General features: G+C 66.9%; 17 protein-coding genes. 7 read left to right on the top strand and 10 right to left on the bottom strand.

Translation table 11 applies throughout. The features are described from left to right. Positions 1-42: 42 nt before the first annotated feature. The 7 genes from AC1GI4_RS07655 to hisB all read right to left on the bottom strand — a co-directional run bounded on the left by AC1GI4_RS07655 (position 43) and on the right by hisB (position 4,035). Positions 43-420 (bottom strand): histidine triad nucleotide-binding protein, encoded by a 378-nt coding sequence (locus AC1GI4_RS07655; protein WP_294271459.1) that lies wholly within the window; start codon positions 418-420, stop codon positions 43-45. A gap of 17 nt (positions 421-437) precedes the next feature. Continuing rightward, positions 438-752, bottom strand: coding sequence for a phosphoribosyl-ATP diphosphatase (locus tag AC1GI4_RS07650; protein ID WP_294271457.1), 315 nt, complete (start codon positions 750-752; stop codon positions 438-440). Positions 753-784: 32 nt separating this feature from the next. Next, positions 785-937 carry a hypothetical protein gene (locus AC1GI4_RS07645; protein WP_479629131.1) on the bottom strand — a complete coding sequence of 51 codons (153 nt, stop codon included), beginning with the start codon at positions 935-937 and terminating at the stop codon, positions 785-787. A gap of 419 nt (positions 938-1,356) precedes the next feature. Continuing rightward, positions 1,357-2,118, bottom strand: a complete 762-nt coding sequence (hisF, locus tag AC1GI4_RS07640) for an imidazole glycerol phosphate synthase subunit HisF (protein WP_175313885.1) — start codon at positions 2,116-2,118, stop codon at positions 1,357-1,359. After that, positions 2,115-2,849 carry a 1-(5-phosphoribosyl)-5-[(5-phosphoribosylamino)methylideneamino]imidazole-4-carboxamide isomerase gene (gene hisA / locus AC1GI4_RS07635; RefSeq protein WP_294271450.1) on the bottom strand — a complete coding sequence of 245 codons (735 nt, stop codon included), beginning with the start codon at positions 2,847-2,849 and terminating at the stop codon, positions 2,115-2,117. The genes hisF and hisA overlap by 4 nt, the downstream gene beginning before the upstream one ends. Then, positions 2,846-3,451 carry an imidazole glycerol phosphate synthase subunit HisH gene (hisH, locus tag AC1GI4_RS07630; protein ID WP_294271447.1) on the bottom strand — a complete coding sequence of 202 codons (606 nt, stop codon included), beginning with the start codon at positions 3,449-3,451 and terminating at the stop codon, positions 2,846-2,848. The genes hisA and hisH overlap by 4 nt, the downstream gene beginning before the upstream one ends. Next, a complete protein-coding gene (hisB, locus tag AC1GI4_RS07625) occupies positions 3,448-4,035 on the bottom strand; it encodes an imidazoleglycerol-phosphate dehydratase HisB (protein ID WP_479629130.1) in 588 nt (195 codons plus the stop codon). Before hisB ends, hisH begins: the two co-directional genes overlap by 4 nt. Positions 4,036-4,106: 71 nt before the next feature. Between hisB and AC1GI4_RS07620 the strand changes: the two genes are divergently transcribed. Further along, a complete protein-coding gene (locus AC1GI4_RS07620; protein WP_294271445.1) occupies positions 4,107-4,592 on the top strand; it encodes an SspB family protein in 486 nt (161 codons plus the stop codon). Positions 4,593-4,731: 139 nt separating this feature from the next. Here AC1GI4_RS07620 and AC1GI4_RS07615 read toward each other — a convergent pair whose 3' ends face one another. After that, entirely contained in the window at positions 4,732-6,975 is a 2,244-nt protein-coding gene (locus AC1GI4_RS07615) for a S9 family peptidase (protein WP_294271442.1), read from the bottom strand. A gap of 23 nt (positions 6,976-6,998) precedes the next feature. Then, on the bottom strand, positions 6,999-10,109 hold the full coding sequence (locus AC1GI4_RS07610; RefSeq protein WP_479629129.1) for a glycoside hydrolase family 2 TIM barrel-domain containing protein: 3,111 nt from the start codon (positions 10,107-10,109) through the stop codon (positions 6,999-7,001). Between the two features lie 170 nt (positions 10,110-10,279). Between AC1GI4_RS07610 and AC1GI4_RS07605 the strand changes: the two genes are divergently transcribed. The 4 genes from AC1GI4_RS07605 to AC1GI4_RS07590 all read left to right on the top strand — a co-directional run bounded on the left by AC1GI4_RS07605 (position 10,280) and on the right by AC1GI4_RS07590 (position 12,749). Next, positions 10,280-10,693: a MerC domain-containing protein gene (locus AC1GI4_RS07605; RefSeq protein ID WP_479629128.1), complete on the top strand. Its 414-nt coding sequence runs from the start codon at positions 10,280-10,282 to the stop codon at positions 10,691-10,693. Between the two features lie 155 nt (positions 10,694-10,848). Continuing rightward, positions 10,849-11,748: an ROK family protein gene (locus AC1GI4_RS07600; protein WP_433909802.1), complete on the top strand. Its 900-nt coding sequence runs from the start codon at positions 10,849-10,851 to the stop codon at positions 11,746-11,748. A 195-nt stretch (positions 11,749-11,943) separates the two neighbouring features. Beyond that, entirely contained in the window at positions 11,944-12,501 is a 558-nt protein-coding gene (locus AC1GI4_RS07595; RefSeq protein ID WP_479629127.1) for a glycoside hydrolase family 108 protein, read from the top strand. Continuing rightward, a complete protein-coding gene (locus tag AC1GI4_RS07590; protein ID WP_479629126.1) occupies positions 12,498-12,749 on the top strand; it encodes a 3TM-type holin in 252 nt (83 codons plus the stop codon). The genes AC1GI4_RS07595 and AC1GI4_RS07590 overlap by 4 nt, the downstream gene beginning before the upstream one ends. Here the strand turns inward: AC1GI4_RS07590 and AC1GI4_RS07585 are convergent. After that, positions 12,743-13,984, bottom strand: coding sequence for a retropepsin-like aspartic protease (locus AC1GI4_RS07585; RefSeq protein ID WP_479630373.1), 1,242 nt, complete (start codon positions 13,982-13,984; stop codon positions 12,743-12,745). The genes AC1GI4_RS07590 and AC1GI4_RS07585 overlap by 7 nt on opposite strands. Before the next feature lie 180 nt (positions 13,985-14,164). On the opposite strand from AC1GI4_RS07585, the gene AC1GI4_RS07580 reads away from it, so the two are divergent. Together AC1GI4_RS07580 and AC1GI4_RS07575 are read left to right on the top strand one after the other, a co-directional pair. Further along, positions 14,165-14,854, top strand: coding sequence for a SatD family protein (locus AC1GI4_RS07580; RefSeq protein WP_479629125.1), 690 nt, complete (start codon positions 14,165-14,167; stop codon positions 14,852-14,854). A gap of 263 nt (positions 14,855-15,117) precedes the next feature. Further along, positions 15,118-15,869 (top strand): IS5 family transposase gene (locus tag AC1GI4_RS07575; RefSeq protein ID WP_479630338.1). Its coding sequence is split into 2 segments (ribosomal slippage): positions 15,118-15,448 and positions 15,448-15,869, totalling 753 coding nucleotides; the frame shifts between segments, so codons are not numbered across the junction. Positions 15,870-15,905 lie beyond the last annotated feature (36 nt).

Raw genomic sequence — 15,905 nt, 5'->3', positions numbered from 1 at the left:
CATCCCCTCCCGTTTACGGGAGGGGCGTGCCAAGTGTCTGGCTCATCGCGTAAGCATCGGGCCGAGCGGCTTGCCCGCCAGGATATGGACGTGGAGGTGCGGCACTTCCTGCCCCGCATCAGCACCGATATTCGCCAGCAGCCGGTATCCCGGCTCCACCGCGCCTGCCTCGCGCGCGACATGGCCGACGGCGCGAACGAACCCGGCAATCTCCGCCTCGCTGGCGCGCGCGGAGAAATCGTCCCACGACACATAGGGGCCGCGCGGGATCACCAGGATATGGGTCGGGGCGTGGGGCGCGATGTCGTGGAAGGCGATGGCCCACTCGTCTTCATAGACGCGCTTCGAGGGGATCTCGCCGCGCAGGATCTTGGCGAAGATATTCTGGTCGTCATAGGGCAGGGTGGCGTCGATCGGCATCGAAACTCTCCGTGGAATTACCGGGCCCGGGCGGCCTTTTCGTCATGCCCCGACACGCCTTCACGCCGCGCCAGTTCGGCGCGGACGTCGTCCAGCGTGTGGCCGGTATCGGCCAGCAGCACGATCAGGTGGAACATCAGGTCGGCGGCCTCGGACACGATCTTGTCGGGCTGGGTCATGGCGGCGATGACGGTCTCGACCGCTTCCTCGCCCAGCTTCTGCGCGATCTTGGGCCGCCCCTTGGCGAACAGGCTGGCGGCGTAGGAGGTGGCGGCGTCGCCTTCGTCGCGGCGCGCGCGGATCGTGGCTTCGAGGCGGTCGAACATGTCCATGGCCGCGTGGGTGGCGCGGCGCGGCGCTCGCGTCAATCCTTGCGGTGGCGGCGGCGCATCAGATGCCGCAGCAGCCAGACCGCGCCGATCGCGAAGACGAACAGGCCGATGTCGGACCATTCGGGATGGCTTCGCGGCTGGGGCGTGCCGTTATGGGCGGCGGCGGTCATCGAGGCGAGCGGCATGGGGGTGGTTTACCAGCGTGTCGGGCTTGGGTCATTCGGGTTTTGATGGATGCGAAGACGCGAGGCCGCGAAGATTTTTGGTTCGCGCGGAGGCGCGGAGACGCGGAGGGTCTGGTTCTCGGGCGGGCGCTGGCCTGTATCGCGAGGCGGGGTGTGTCTCCCGATCGATGGGGGACGCTCCCCAACCGCCGTTCAGCCTGAGCGAAGTCGAAGGCCAAGGGATAACTGCGCCCTTGGGCAAAGCGCCGGGCGTGCGCTTCGACTTCGCTCAGCGTGAACGGGGGGTGGGTAGGTGGCGAGCGGAAGACATGCTCCGGCCGGGTGGAGGGCCCATCGCCCACCCCGCATCCAGACCCTCCGCGCCTCCCCGCCTCCGCGCGAACCAAAAATCTTCGCGTCCTCGCGTCTTCGCGCGAAAATCAATGCGCCCGAACCGGCACCCCCGCCGCCGCCAGCGCCCGATGCGCATCGGCAATCGACGCATCGCCGAAGTGGAAGATCGACGCCGCCAGCACCGCCGAGGCATGGCCGTCGCGCACGCCCGCGACCAGATCGTCCAGCCCGCCGACGCCACCGCTCGCCACCACCGGCACGCTGGTCCGGTCGGCGATGGTGCGGATCAGGTCGAGGTCATAGCCGCCCCGCGTCCCGTCCCGGTCCATCGAGGTCACCAGCAGCTCGCCCGCGCCCAGTTCGGCCAGGCGCAGCGCATGTTCGACCGCATCGATCCCGGTCGCGCGCCGCCCGCCATGGGTGAACACCTCCCAGCCATCCGCCGTCCGCCGCGCGTCCACGCTGGCGACGCAGCACTGGCTGCCGAATCGCTCGGCGATGTCGGAGACGACTTCCGGGCGGCTGACGGCGGCGGAGTTGACCGCCACCTTGTCGGCGCCCGCCAGCAGCAACGCGCGGGCGTCCTCCGCCGTGCGCACGCCGCCGCCGACGGTCAGCGGCATGAAGCACACCGCCGCCGTCCGCCGCACTACGTCCAGGATCGTGCCCCGCGCTTCATGGCTGGCGGTGATGTCCAGGAAGCACAGCTCGTCGGCCCCGGCCGCGTCATAGGCGCGCGCCTGCTCGACGGGATCGCCCGCATCGATCAGGTCGACGAAGTTGACGCCCTTGACCACCCGGCCGTTCGCGACGTCGAGGCAGGGGATGACGCGCGCGCGGACGGTCATGCGGCCGCCGCCACCGACAGCGCCGCCGCCAGGTCGAGCCGCCCGTCATAGAGCGCGCGGCCGGTAATGACGCCCTCGACCCCATCCTGATGATGGACGGCCAGCATGTGGATATCCCCGATCCCCGCCACGCCGCCGCTGGCGATGACCGGGATTCGCACCGCCCGCGCGAGGTCGACGGTCGCGGGCACGTTGCAGCCCTTCAGCATCCCGTCACGGCCGACGTCGGTGAATAGCAGCGAGGCGACGCCCGCATCCTCGAACCGGCGGGCAAGGTCCTCGACCGAGACGGTCGACACGTCCGCCCAGCCGCGCGTCGCGACCATGCCGTCCTTGGCATCGACCGCGACGACGATGCCGCCGGGATAGGCCTTGGCCATGTCGCGCACGAAGTCGGGATTCTCCAGCGCCGCGGTGCCGATCACCACGCGCGAGACGCCCAGGTCGAACCAGCGCTCGACATTCTCCGGCTTGCGGATGCCGCCGCCCAGCTGGACATGGCCGGGAAAGGCTTTGACGATCGCCTGCACCGCCTCGCCATTGACCGACTCGCCCGCAAAGGCGCCGTCCAGATCGACGACGTGCAGATGCTGCGCTCCCGCCTCGGCGAACAGCATCGCCTGATGGGTGGGATCGTCGCCGTACACGGTCGCGCGGTCCATATCGCCCTCGGCCAGACGCACCACCTGGCCGCCCTTCAGGTCGATCGCGGGAAAGACGATAAGGCTCACGGATGCCACTCCAGGAAACGGGTGAGGAACGAGAGGCCGTAACGCTGGCTCTTCTCGGGATGGAATTGCGCGCCGACCACGGTGTCGCGGCCGATCGCGGCGGTGACGGGACCGTCATGGTCGGTCGTCGCCAGCACATGGTCGCCGGTAAAGGCGTAGCTGTGGAGGAAATAGGCTTCGCCCGGCACGATCAGCGGATGCTCGCACGTCGGCCGGACATCGTTCCAGCCCATGTGTGGCACCTTGGCCGACGGATCGCTGGGCGTCAGGCGCGTGACGCGGCCGGAAATCCAGCCCAGGCCACGATGCTCGCCCATCTCGTCGCCGGCGTCGGCGAGCAGCTGCATGCCGACGCAAATGCCCAGGAACGGCCGCGCGCGGGTGAGGGCGGCGTCGCGCAGCGCCTCTTCCAGTCCGTCGACGGCGCGCAGATTCGCCGCGCACGCCCCGAACGCGCCAACGCCAGGGAGCACGATCCGGTCGGCCCTGGCGATCACGTCCGGGTCGGCGGTGATGACCACATCGCTCGCCCCCGCCGCGCGCAGGGCATTGTCGACCGAGTGGAGATTGCCCGACTCGATGTCGATCAGCGCCAGCGTCACAACATGCCCTTGGTCGAGGGGATGGCGTCGGCCTTGCGCGGGTCGATCTCGACCGCCATGCGCAGGGCGCGGGCCAGGCCCTTGAAGATGCTCTCGGCGATGTGATGGTTGTTGTGGCCGTGCAGCAGCTCGACGTGCAGCGTGATGCCCGCTTCCCGTGCGAAGCTGTGGAACCAGTGCTCGATCATCTCGGTCTGGAGCGTGCCCAGCATCGGATTGGTGAACGGCACCTTCCACACCAGCCAGGGGCGGCCCGAAATGTCGAGCGCGGTGCGGGTCAGCACCTCGTCCATCGGCGACAGCGCCTCGCCATAGCGGCGGATGCCGCGCTTGTCGCCCAGCGCCTTGGCAAAGGCCTGACCGATCGCCAGCGCGCTGTCCTCGGTCGTGTGGTGCCCGTCGATATGCAGGTCGCCCTGAACCTTGACCGACAGGTCGATCAGCGAATGCCGCGACAGCTGGTCGAGCATGTGATCGAGAAAGCCGATGCCGGTGGCGTTCTGATAGACGCCGGTGCCGTCGAGATTGACGGTGACGTCGATGACGGTTTCCGCGGTGGCGCGGTGGACGGTGGCGGTGCGCATGGCCTCCCCATAAACACCTATCCGTCCCATGCAATCTTGACCCGCGATCAAAGGCCGCTAGTCCATGGGCTATGACCGAAGGATTGCCCGACAGCCTCATCCCCTATGACGACATCGTGCAGGAGGCCCTGCGCGCCGTGGTGGGGCGTGTGCTCGGCCCGGTGGCGGAGACGGGGCACCTGCCCGGCACGCACCATTTCTACATCACCTTCAAGACGCAGGCGCCGGGTGTCGACATCCCGCAGCGGCTGGTCGAGCGATTCCCCGACGAAATGACCATCGTCCTGCAGAATCGCTTCTGGGACCTGACGGTCGATGAGAATCGCTTCTCGGTCGGGCTCAGCTTCAACCAGGTGCCGTCGAAGCTGGTGATTCCCTATTCGGCGATCACCCGATTCCAGGACCCCGAGGTTCAGTTCGAGCTGGGCTTCCACGTCGCCGACGATCCCCAGAGCGATCCCGATCCGCACGGTTCGGCCGAGAATGACGAACCCGTCGCCAAGCAGGTCGAGGACGGCAGCAACGTCGTCGCGGTGGATTTCAAGCGGAAGAAGTAAGTCTCTTAGAATTCCTCCCCTGCAAGGGGAGGTGGCAGGGCGTCAGCCCTGACGGAGGGGTGTCACCCTCTCGAGAGCGGGACACCCCTCCACCATGCTGCGCATGGTCCCCCTCCCCTTACAGGGGAGGAAAGAGGGGTTACTCCTCCCCGCGCAGGGCCTTCAGGAAAAAGGCATATTGCCGCCGCATGGCATAAGCCACCGGCCCGGTGCTGCGCCCCGCGGTATGTTCGCCGCCGGGGATGACCAGCAGGTCGAAATCCTTGTCCGCCTTGATGAGCGCATCGACCACCTGGGTCGTGCTGGCGGGGTCGACATTGGAATCCTGCTCGCCGACGACCAGCATCAGCTTGCCCTGCAACTGGTGGGCATGCACCACGCCCGAGGCGTCGAGATAGCTCTGGTCGACCGGATAGCCGAGCCACTGTTCGTTCCAGTCGATCTTGTCCATCCGGTTGTCGAAACACCCGGCATAGGCGACCCCGGCCTTGTAGAATTCGGGGTGGAAGAGCAACGCGTTGAGTGTGCTCTGCCCGCCCGCCGAGCCGCCATAGATGCCGACTCGGGTGATATCGACGCCGGGATCCTTGGCCGCCAGCGCCTTCATCCAGGCGATTCGGTCAGGAAAGCCGCTGTCGGCTAGATTCTTCCAGGCGACATCGTGGAAGGCTTTCGAGCGGTTGGCGGTGCCCATGCCGTCGATCATCACGACGACGAAGCCGAGGTCGGCGAGCTGCTGCATCCCCATGACCTTGTCGCCGCCGGAAAAACCGCCGAACGGCCAGAAGGCCTTGGGCACGAAACTGTCATGCGGCCCGGCATAGATATTCTCGATCACCGGATAGCGCTTGGTCGGATCGTAATCGCGCGGGCGGACGACCAGGCCGTAAATGTCGGTCCTGCCGTCGCGCCCCTTGGCGGTGAAGCGTTCCGGCGGGCGGAATCCGGCGGCGGTCAGTGCGGTGATGTCGCCCTTTTCCAGCGTCTGGATCAGGCGTCCGTCGCGCGCGTCGTGCAGCTCCATCGTTTCGGGCAGGTCGGTGCGCGAATAGACATCGACATAGGTGGTCATGTCGGGGGAGAAGCGGACGTCGTGCGTCGCATTCTCCCGCGTCAGCCGGGTCAGGTTACGGCCGTCGAAATCGACGCGGAACCACTGTTTGTAATAGGGGTCTTCGCCCGGCACGAAGCCACTGGCCGAGAACCAGATCTGCCGCTTTTCGTCATCGACATGCGCGATGTCGCGGATCAGCCAGTTGCCCTTCGTGATCTGGCGCACCACCCGGCCGGTCGTGCCGTCGATCAGGTATAGGTGCCGCCAGCCGTCGCGCTCGGACGCCCAGAGGATTTCGCGGCCCTGGTTCTTCACGTCATGCGACCAGATGCGGTCGCGAAAGACGAAGGTCTTCGCCGTCTCGCTGACGGCGGCGTGCGCCTGCCCGGTATCGGCGTCTACCGCGATGATTTTCGCCTCGCCGAAACCGCGCTTCAGATCGTCGAAGGCGAAGCTTTTGCTGTCGCTGCGCCATTCGGGGGCGGACAGGGTATAGGCGTCCGCGAACAGGCGGGGGTCGATGTCGGTGCGCTTCCCGTCCGACACGCGGAACAGCACGGGCGTTTCCTGGTCCACCGCGTCGCCGGGCTTGGGATAGAGTTGCTGGACGACTTCCGGTTGGACCTTGCCCGGCGGCGCGGCGAGGACGCGCGTGACCATGCGGGCATAGCCGGGGCGGACGCGCTGGAGCGCGATATGCTGGCCGTCCGGGCTCCAGGCGATGCTCTCGGGGTCGTAGAAATCGGCGGGGCTGCCGTCCTGGCTCCGCCACAATTCCTTGCCGTCACCGGCCGCCCGTACGACCAGATTGTCGTCGAGGACCAGCGCCTCCAGCCTGCGGTCGGGCGAGAGGCGCGGATGATTGTCGGCGGGCACGCGCAGATCGCGCACCACGCCGAAGCCGCGTGGGCGGCCGGGGTTGTCGGGCGGGACGACGGCGCAGACCGGCTGGACGAGCGTGCAGCGATAGACAGTGTCGTCATAGCCGATCGAGAAGCGGATGGCGGTTCGATCGGGCGTATAGGCGAAATGCTCGAAGGGCAGGCGCAAGGGCGCGACCGGCTGGCCCGTCACCTTGCCCAGCGCGGGGGCCAAGGTGGCCGCGTCGAAGGCGGGGGCCTTGGCGCGGGTGGCCGCATCGACATCGACATCGACAAAGGCGAAGCCGCCCGCCACCGTCTTGCGATAGTGGAAATGCCGCCCGTCCGCGTCCCATTCGGCGGGAGAGGCGATGTCGCGGGTCAGCCATTGCCATTGCTCGCGGAGCGCCAGGGATTTGGCGATACGGTCGGGCACCGACTGTGCCGCGACCGGCGTCGTGGTCAGCAACAGGGCTAGGGTGAATAACCCCTTCAACGGGCCGCCCCGATGGTGAAGCTGTAGGTCAGCGGCTGGAGCGCGATGCGATAGGGCATGTGCGCGCGGCCATCGAGGTTCCAGCCGGTATCGCCGCCGACCCCGACCTGCGCGGCGTCGATCAGCAGCGTGCCGTCGCCATGCGGGCGGATGTCCGAGCTGTGCGCCTGTGCGGGCGGCTTCATCGCGAGGTCGTCGTACGGGAAGGGCAGGGCGTTGACCGACAGCGGCTGCGCGCCCGTGACGCGCAGGCCGTTGATGGCGTCGGGGCCGGTTCCGGTCAGCTGGATCCAGCGGACATCGGTCTTGTTGCCGCTCTCCTGCGGCCGGGCATAGTCGTAATACTGGTCGGCCAGCTTGCCGTCCCAGCGCGCGATCATCGCACCCGTCTTGCGGTCGGCATAGCTTTCCCACGGGCCGCGCCCGAACCAGCTGACCTGGGTGAACTGCTGCCCGGGCGTCGCGAAGGCAAGGCCGACGCGCAGCGGATCGGGCAGCGTCATGCGCAGCGGGGTGAAGCGCACCGTCGCGGTCGCCGCACCGTCCGGGGCCATGGTCCAGCGGGTCTGCATCTTGACCGATCCGATGCCCATGTCGTGATCGACGATGATGGCATTGCCCTCCTGCCGGATCGCGTCGAGGCGGCGGTGGGCGGAGAAATATTGCCACATGTCATGGCTCTTGGGCACGCCCGCGCCGACATCATTGTCGGTCGGGGCGCGATAGAAATTGGGCGAGCCCCCGGTCAGCAGCGTCCTGCCGTCCCGCGCATAGCGGCGGACGAGGCCGGTCGTCCGGTCGATCTCCAGCACCGCGTTCCCGGCCTTCAGCGTCATCGCACCGGCGCTTTCCTCCGGCGCGACCGATCCGGCGGGTGCGGCGGCTGCGAAGACCGGGGGCGACAGCGCGAACTGCTCCCAGCCGATGACCTGGCCCGCGGGCAGCGGGGGAATGGCGCCCGCCCTGGTTCGCGCGCGCAGGATCAGCGAGCGCTCGGCACCGGGGTCCCTGGCGGGCGGTAGGGTCAAGGCCAGCGGCGCACTCTGCCCCGGCGCGACCGAAGGTGTCGCGATGCTGCCGCGCGCGGTCTCGACGCCATTCTCCAGCACCGTCCAGTCCAGCGTGAAGCGCGACAGGTCGATATGGTCGTGGCGGTTGACCACCTGCCAGCCGCCGCCCGATTGCGTGAAGGTGATCGGCGACTGGACATGCGCCATCTCGTAATATTCGGGATCGGGGGTGCGATCCGACTGGATCACGCCGTCGCCCACCGGGCTGTCGTCGCCGTGCAGCCCGGCATCCTTGGGATCGGGGTCATAATCGAGGCCCTGGCCCCAATAGGGGCGACCCTGCTTGTCCTTCAGGATCATGGTCTGGTCGACCCAGTCCCAGACGAAGCCGCCCTGGAGCTTCGGGTATTTGCGGAATGTGTCCCAATAACCCTGGAAGTCGCCTAGGCTGTTGCCCATGGAATGGGCGTATTCGCACAGGATCAGCGGCTGGGTGAACTCGGGCCGGGTGGCGTAATCGGCCAGCTTCTCGACATCGTCATACATCGGCGCGAAGATGTCGACATAGGCGTTGGTCGGGTGCCGCCACCCGCTCATGCTATAGCCCAGGAAGTTGATGAGCCGCGTCTTGTCGTGCGCGCGCACCCATTTCGCCGCCGCCTCGAAATTCGGGCCGACGCCGCTTTCATTGCCCAGCGACCAGAAGATGACCGAAGGGTGGTTCCGATCCCGCTCGACCATGCGCTGCACCCGGTCGAGATGCGCGGCGGCCCATTCGGGCTTGTGACCCAGGTTCAGCGTCGGATCGCCCTTTTCCTGAGTGAGGCTCAAATAGCCGTGGCTCTCGATATTGGCCTCGTCCATCACGTACAGGCCATATTCGTCGGCCAGATCGTACCAGCGCGGATCATTGGGATAGTGCGAGGTGCGAACCGCGTTGATATTGGCGGCCTTCATCAGTTCGATGTCTTTCCGCATCGTCTCCTCGGACACGATGCGGAAGGTGTGGGGATCATGCTCGTGGCGGTTGACGCCGCGGATCATGATCCGCTTGCCGTTCACCCGGACCTCCCCGCCCGCGATCTCGACCGTGCGGAAGCCGATGCGGCGGCTGGTCGCCTCGATCAGCTTGCCCTTGCCATCGAGCAGTTCGACCAGCAGCGTATAGAGATTGGGATCCTCCGCACTCCATGTCTTCACGCCGGGAACCTCCGCCGTGATCGTCGCCGACGTGCCGGTCGGCGTGGCGGTGCGGGTCAGGACAGCATGCTTGCCGTCGAGCAGGGTCGCGCGCACGCTCGTTCCCTGCGCCGCCCCCGCCAGATCGACCTGCGCCGACAGCGTGCCGTCGCGATAGTCATGGGTCAGCCCCGCATCGATCTCCAGGTCGCGGATATGCGTCTGCGGCGCGGCATAGAGGGTGATCGACCGCTCGATCCCGTTGACCCGCCAGAAATCCTGATCCTCCAGATAGCTGCCGTCGGCATGGCGATAGAGTTCGATCGCGATCGTGTTCTTGCCAAGCCTGGCGGCGCGGCTGATGTCGAATTCGGTCGGGAGCTTGGAGTCCTCGGAATAGCCGATCTTCTGGCCGTTGACCCAGAGATAATAGGCCGCACCTGCCGCGCCGACATTGAGCAGCAGGCGGCGTCCGGCGAAATAAGCGGGGACCGTGAAGTCGCGGCGGTACGAGGCGACCTCGTTCAGCCGGTGCTCGATAAACGGCTCGTTGCGCGGAAAGGGGTAGCCGCTGCCGACAAAGACCGGGCGGCTCAGCCCCTGCGCCTGCAAAATGCCGGGCACCGCCACCTCGCGCCAGGACGAGACGTCGCGCGCGGGGTCCTGAAAGCCGACCGGCCGCGCCTCGGGATTGGGCGACATGTGGACTTTCCACATCCCGTCGAGCGACAGGTGATAGCGCGATTTGCCGACATCGCCCGCCAGCGCGGCGGCACGGGACTCGAAGCCCGCAAAGGTCGTGTGCATCGGCTCCGCGCCGATATGGTTGACGGCGGGGTTCTCCCAGTCGGGCCGGGCGGGGGCGGCATGTTCGGGGGCCGTCTGGGCCGTCGCGCCGCTTGCCATCAGGACGGACATGCTCGCGCTCAGCCAAAGCCTGGTGCCTGTCTTCATCCCGTCCTCCCCATCCATGTCGGGGTCGACGTTATATTATACGGAATACTAATGCAAAGGCTGGCGGTTGCCTCTTGCCAATCATGATACATTGTATCAATAGGGAGTTGAGGGGGTGATTGGAATCAAGCATCATGATTGACGACACAGCTTTATCCCGCAGCCCTCATGGCGGGTTCCGGCATCTGGACGCGCTGGCGATTTCCGCCTCGACGCTATGCCTGATCCATTGCCTCGTGCTGCCGGTGCTGATCGCCTTTCTTCCGGCGATCGCCGAATGGGCGGATCTGGGCGAGGCGTTTCATATCGTCATGCTGGTCGTCGCCGTGCCGCTCAGCGGGTTGACCCTGTTCGGCGGGTGGCGACGGCACCGGGCGGCGTTTCCGATGATGGCGGGCGCGGCGGGGCTGGGGCTGCTCGTCCTCGGGCTGGCGTTCGAGGGGCAGGGCATGGACACCGCGCTGACCGTCGCGGGCGGGCTGGTGCTGGCGGTCGCGCATGTTGCCAATCTGCGCGCGACCAATCTCTATCGACTGATGAACCTGTAACGCGGGACCGCCTGTTCGTGTCGAAAGCCATCGCCTTGGACCATCGTCGTCGCCCTGGTCGGCCAGCCGATTTTCTGATCCCCGCCCCTTGACCGCGACGCGCCGTTTCGCGCAGGCGCGCTGCATTCAAGCAAAGCGACTGGCGGGAGATAGGAATGACCGAGGCACAGGACCGGATCGTCGCAGGAGTCGAACTGGGCGGTACGAAATCGATTGTGCTGATCGGGCGCGGGCGCGACATCCTGGTGTCCGAGCGCCTGCCGACAACCACTCCCGCCGTGACCCTGGCCGCGTTGCGCCAGCGTCTGGCCGAATGGCGCGAGCAGTATAAGCCCGAGGCGCTGGGCATCGGCAGCTTCGGCCCGATCGCGCTCGACAAGAGTGATGCGGACTATGGCCACATGCTCGCCACGCCCAAGCCCGGCTGGGCGGGCGCCGACGTGGCGGGCGCGCTGGCCGAGGGTTTTGGCGAGCGCGTCGCGATCCATACCGACGTGACCGGCGCGGCGCTGGCCGAGGGGCAGTGGGGCGCGGCGCGCGGCCTGGCCGATCATGTCTATGTCACGGTCGGCACCGGCGTCGGCATGGGCATCATCGTCAACGGCCAGCCGGTGTCGGGGCGGATGCATCCCGAGGCAGGCCATGTCCGCGTCCGCCGGATGGCGGGCGACGACTTCGTGGGCGCCTGCCCCTTCCATGGCGACTGCCTGGAAGGATTGGTCGCGGGGCCGGGCATCGCCGCGCGCGTCGGTCGCCCGGCGCAGGAGCTGGCGCAGGACGATCCCGCCTGGACCTTCGTCGCGGATGCGCTGGCGGAGAGCTTTGCCGGGCTGTTCCTGACGCTGGCGTGCGGGCGCATCGTGATCGGCGGCGGCGTGGGCGTGGGCCAGCCGCAGCTGCTCGACATGGTACGTGCCGCGACGGTCGAGAAGCTGTCGGGCTATCTGCCGTTCGTCAACGCCGCCGAGGTCGCCAACCGCATCGTCCATGCCCAGCTGGGCGACCAGGCCGGGCCGCTCGGCACGCTGGCGCTGGCGCGGACGGTGCTGGACTGACCTGAAATCCTCCCCGGCAGGGGGGGGCCATGCGCAGCATGGTGGAGGGGGGTGTGCGGCCAAGCATGACCTGCGTGGAAGCCCCCCTCCGTCAGGGCTTCGCCCTGCCACCTCCCCGTGCCGGGGAGGATCAGATTCCGCTGTCCTACAACGAACCGATATGGTTCCTCATTCCTCGTAACGGGGGAGACCATCATGGGGCAGGGGGACGACGTTCGCGTCGAGGCGCTGATCGCGCAGGTCATCGCGCGCGAGGGGGATTATAGCGACCATCCGGCCGATCGCGGCGGCGCGACGCGGTTCGGCATTACCGAGGCGGTGGCGCGTGCCGACGGCTATACCGGGCCGATGCGCCGCCTGCCGCTGGCGCGGGCCGAGGTGATCTATCGCCGCCTTTACTGGACCGCGCCCGGCTTCGACCGGGTGGCCGCCTTTGCGCCCCGGCTGGCGGAGGAACTGTTCGACACCGGCGTCAATATGGGGCCGAACGTCGCCACCGCTTTCCTGCAACGTGCGCTCAACGCGCTCAATCGCGGGGCGCGCGACTATCCCGATCTGGCGGCGGACGGGCGGATCGGAGCGGCGACGCTGGCGGCACTCGATGCTTTCCTGCGCCACCGGGGGGCGGCGGGCGAGGTCGTGCTGCTCAAGGCGGTCGAAGCGCTGCAGGGCGAACGCTATCTGACGCTGGCCGAGCGGCGTCCGGCCAATGAGGCGTTCCTGTACGGCTGGCTCGCGGATCGCCTGTCATGAACGGCGAGGATGCCACCGATGCCTGGACCCGCCGGGCGCGACCGACCTTTCTCTATGTCATGTATGCGCTGCTGCTCTGGAGCATCCCGATGGGATTGCTGGCGGGGGTGCGGCCCGGCATGGCGGCGGCGATGGTACGCGGCATGGCGCAGTATCTCGCCGCCCTTCCCGAGCCGCTCTATGCGCTCTTCGGCACCGGCTATCTGGGCTATACCGTCGCGCGCGAATGGGGAAAATCGCGTCAGTAGAAGCGTTTGAGCGTCAGCGCCCGGTCCTGTCCATCGCAGGTGCGCAAGCGGACGACCGTGCCGGGCTTGCCCACCGTCCAGCGGGCGAGCGGGCTGTCGACATAGTCGCGGGGGATGGGCTGTCCGTCGATGGCGCAGATCGTGTCGCCTTCGCGCCAGCCGCTCGCCGCCGCCGGGCCACCGCGCATGACGTGCAGCACGCGCAGCCGGTCGCCCGCGACGCCCATCAACAGCCCGGCGGTCGATCGCTGGGCCGGGCTGTCGGCATGGAGGCCGGGCTTCAGGATCATCCGCCCCGCGCCGGGATCGAGCAGCACGCGATAGCGTTGCAGAAAGCCCGAGCCGATCCGTCCGGCCGCGCCCACCGATTCGCTGAATCCCTGTGGCGGCTCGATCCGCACCTCCACCTCATGCGCGGTCAGGGTGCCCAGCCGCACGCTTGGCACGATCGCAAGGTCGTTGACCGTCGGCCCCGCCAGCCCGAAGCCGATCGCGGTGGTGGTCGGCAGCGAGGTCAGCTTCGCCGCGCGCCAGCCCGCCTGGGTGACGGTCAGCGCCGAGCCGTCGCCGGTATCGACGATGATCGGCGACAGCTTCGCCGCGCCCAATCCCACCATGCTTTCATAGACGCGCCGCTCGGTCGACACGGTGAGGGGGGCGGTGGCGCCGGTGAAGGGCATCCGCCCCGACGGGATCAGGCGAAACCACTTGGCGGCATAATCGATGTCGAGCGCATGGGCTGCGAGCAGGTCGCGCCCGACCAGCAGATCGACCGGCGTCGCATCCCCGGTCGCGAGCGCGGGCAGCGGCGCGACCACCACCCCGCCGCCCTTGCGGGTCAGCCCGCCCAGCGACAGGCTGCGCGTCGGCATCCACCCGATCGCCACCGCCCCGCCGATCGCGCTGGCCTGCCCGCCGGGCCGCACCTTGGCCTTGGCCGCGACGGGCGAGCTTTGCGAAAGCAGCGTGAAGCTGACCCCGGTGTCGAGGATCGCGCTCACCTGCTGCCCGTCGATGGTCATGGCGAAGCGGATCTGGTTGCCCGGCGTCAGCTGGAAGTGAATCCAGCGTTGCTCGGCATCGGATGAAAGGGTCGAAACCCCCGGATCGCGCGCGGCGGCGGCGACGACATCCTCCTGCGCCGGGGCCGCGCTGGGCTCGCGGGTCGCAGAGGGGGCCATCATCGCGGCGGTCAGCAACAGGGGAATGGGGGCTAAATAGAGCAGCGAACGCATCACGCCCCAACGCCTAACCCGACGGGAGGCTGCGCGCGAGGATGACGGCGGCGGCACACTCAAAAATCATAAAGATCTATTGGCCCATTTTCGGGTCAATATTGAAATTGACCCATTCTTGGGGCAACAACGGCAATTGGCCCGTTTGGGGGCGATTCTGACAGGTGACATTATACGCTTATGTCCTGCTATGCCGTATTGATGGGCGATGTGGTCGATAGCGAACGCCATGCCGACCCCGAACAGCTTCATGTCGCATTTAACGCAGCGATCGATCTACAGAATGTGCATCTGGCCGCCGACATAATGTCGCCGCTGACCATCACCTTGGGCGACGAGTTTCAGGGGCTATTGACCTCGCTGGTCGCCGCCACATGGGCAGCGCGGCAGATACGGTTCGACCTGATGCGGCAGGATATCGAATGTCGGTTCGTCGTTGGATTGGTTGACCTGAAGACCCCGCTCAACGCCGAGCGTGCCTGGAACATGATGGGGCCGGGTTTCGCTGCCGCGCGCGAACGGCTGGGCGAGAAGCGATCGGCAAGCCTCTACCAATTTTCCCTTCCACAGGATCCGCTTCTGGAAACCCTGCTGGAAGCCATCGGCGCCAGCATCAGTGCCATAGAGCGCAAATGGTCCAAAGTTCAGCGCGATGACATCATCGCTCTATTGGGGGGGGCTTCCGTGGCTGACGTGGCCCGAGCGCGCGATGTCGGCAATTTCAATGTCTACAAGGTGCGTAACGCTGGGGATTACGATCTCTACACGACACAATGGAATGCGGTTCAAAAGGCGCTGATCGAACTCGACAAGCGCCATGACCTGCCGGGGGCCGACACATGCTGCACATATTCGTTTACACCGGCATAGCGCTGATCGCGCTGGTCTGGCTAGGCAACGAAATCTGCCGGGGCATTTTCAACCTGACCGGCCTGAAGGACTCGATCGCGCACCTGCCCACGCCGGTTCACAGCGCGGGGCGCTGGATCGGCGCTTTCGAACGGCTGATCCTGGCGGTCGGGATCATCGCGCAGAGCTGGGAAATCCTAGGCCGGATCGACATTCAGGCTTCCCAAAGCCGCTGCAGGCTGATTCATAGGCCTCCGTGTCAAAGCGCGGAGGGAGTGATGGGGATCAAGCGTTACGAGTTGAGCGAGGCGCAGTGGTCGCGGATTGCGTCGCTGGTTCCGGGCAAGACGACTGATCCCGGCCGAACGGGTTCAGATAACCGATTGTTCGTAAACGGATGTTTGTGGGTGCTGCGCTCGGGAGCGCACTGGTGCGACCTGCCGGAACGCTACGGCAAGTGGAAGACGGTGCATCGGCGTTTCAGCCGCTGGTGCCACGCCGGCGTCTGGGAGCAGGTGTTCGAGGCGCTGACGGCCGACCGGGACAACCAGTATCTGATGATCGACAGCACCATCGTTCGAGCACACCAGCAGGCTGCGACCGGAAAAGGGGGGCCAAGGATCAGGCGCTGGGGCGTTCCCGAGGTGGATTGACAACCAAGATTCACATGCTCGCCGACACGTTCGGTCGCCCTGTGCGGTTCCGCATCACGCCGGGGCAAGCCAGCGACATCGCCTCCGCATCTGATCTGCTCGAAGGTCAGCACGCCGTGGCGGTGCTGGCCGACAAAGCCTATGACGGCAACGACTTGCGTGACCGGATCGCAGGCATGAACGCCACCGCTGTCATCCCGTCAAAACGCAATCGCAAGGTCGCAATCCCGCACGACGCCGACATCTACAGGCACCGCAACCAGATTGAGCGATGCTTCGGACGCCTCAAACATTTCCGCCGCTTCGCCACCCGCTACGACCGCCGAACTGCTCACTTCACCGGCTTCGTACATCTCGCCGCCGCCATGATATGGTTACGCTGAATGTCGATCCGACCTAGCTGCGGTCATCGCGCTCAA

Source organism: Sphingomonas sp. 77B, from assembly GCF_056497825.1.
Note: the sequence above shows the minus strand (reverse complement) of the source record. Positions and strands in the feature narration are given on the sequence as shown.

Coding starts and splice junctions, on each gene's coding strand:
- AC1GI4_RS07655 (WP_294271459.1), bottom strand. CDS start 420: ATGCCGATCGACGCCACCCTGCCCTATGACGACCAGAATATCTTCGCC.
- AC1GI4_RS07650 (WP_294271457.1), bottom strand. CDS start 752: ATGGACATGTTCGACCGCCTCGAAGCCACGATCCGCGCGCGCCGCGAC.
- AC1GI4_RS07645 (WP_479629131.1), bottom strand. CDS start 937: ATGCCGCTCGCCTCGATGACCGCCGCCGCCCATAACGGCACGCCCCAG.
- hisF (WP_175313885.1), bottom strand. CDS start 2,118: ATGACCGTCCGCGCGCGCGTCATCCCCTGCCTCGACGTCGCGAACGGC.
- hisB (WP_479629130.1), bottom strand. CDS start 4,035: ATGCGCACCGCCACCGTCCACCGCGCCACCGCGGAAACCGTCATCGAC.
- AC1GI4_RS07620 (WP_294271445.1), top strand. CDS start 4,107: ATGACCGAAGGATTGCCCGACAGCCTCATCCCCTATGACGACATCGTG.
- AC1GI4_RS07610 (WP_479629129.1), bottom strand. CDS start 10,109: ATGTCCGTCCTGATGGCAAGCGGCGCGACGGCCCAGACGGCCCCCGAA.
- AC1GI4_RS07605 (WP_479629128.1), top strand. CDS start 10,280: ATGATTGACGACACAGCTTTATCCCGCAGCCCTCATGGCGGGTTCCGG.
- AC1GI4_RS07600 (WP_433909802.1), top strand. CDS start 10,849: ATGACCGAGGCACAGGACCGGATCGTCGCAGGAGTCGAACTGGGCGGT.
- AC1GI4_RS07595 (WP_479629127.1), top strand. CDS start 11,944: ATGGGGCAGGGGGACGACGTTCGCGTCGAGGCGCTGATCGCGCAGGTC.
- AC1GI4_RS07590 (WP_479629126.1), top strand. CDS start 12,498: ATGAACGGCGAGGATGCCACCGATGCCTGGACCCGCCGGGCGCGACCG.
- AC1GI4_RS07585 (WP_479630373.1), bottom strand. CDS start 13,984: ATGCGTTCGCTGCTCTATTTAGCCCCCATTCCCCTGTTGCTGACCGCC.
- AC1GI4_RS07580 (WP_479629125.1), top strand. CDS start 14,165: ATGTCCTGCTATGCCGTATTGATGGGCGATGTGGTCGATAGCGAACGC.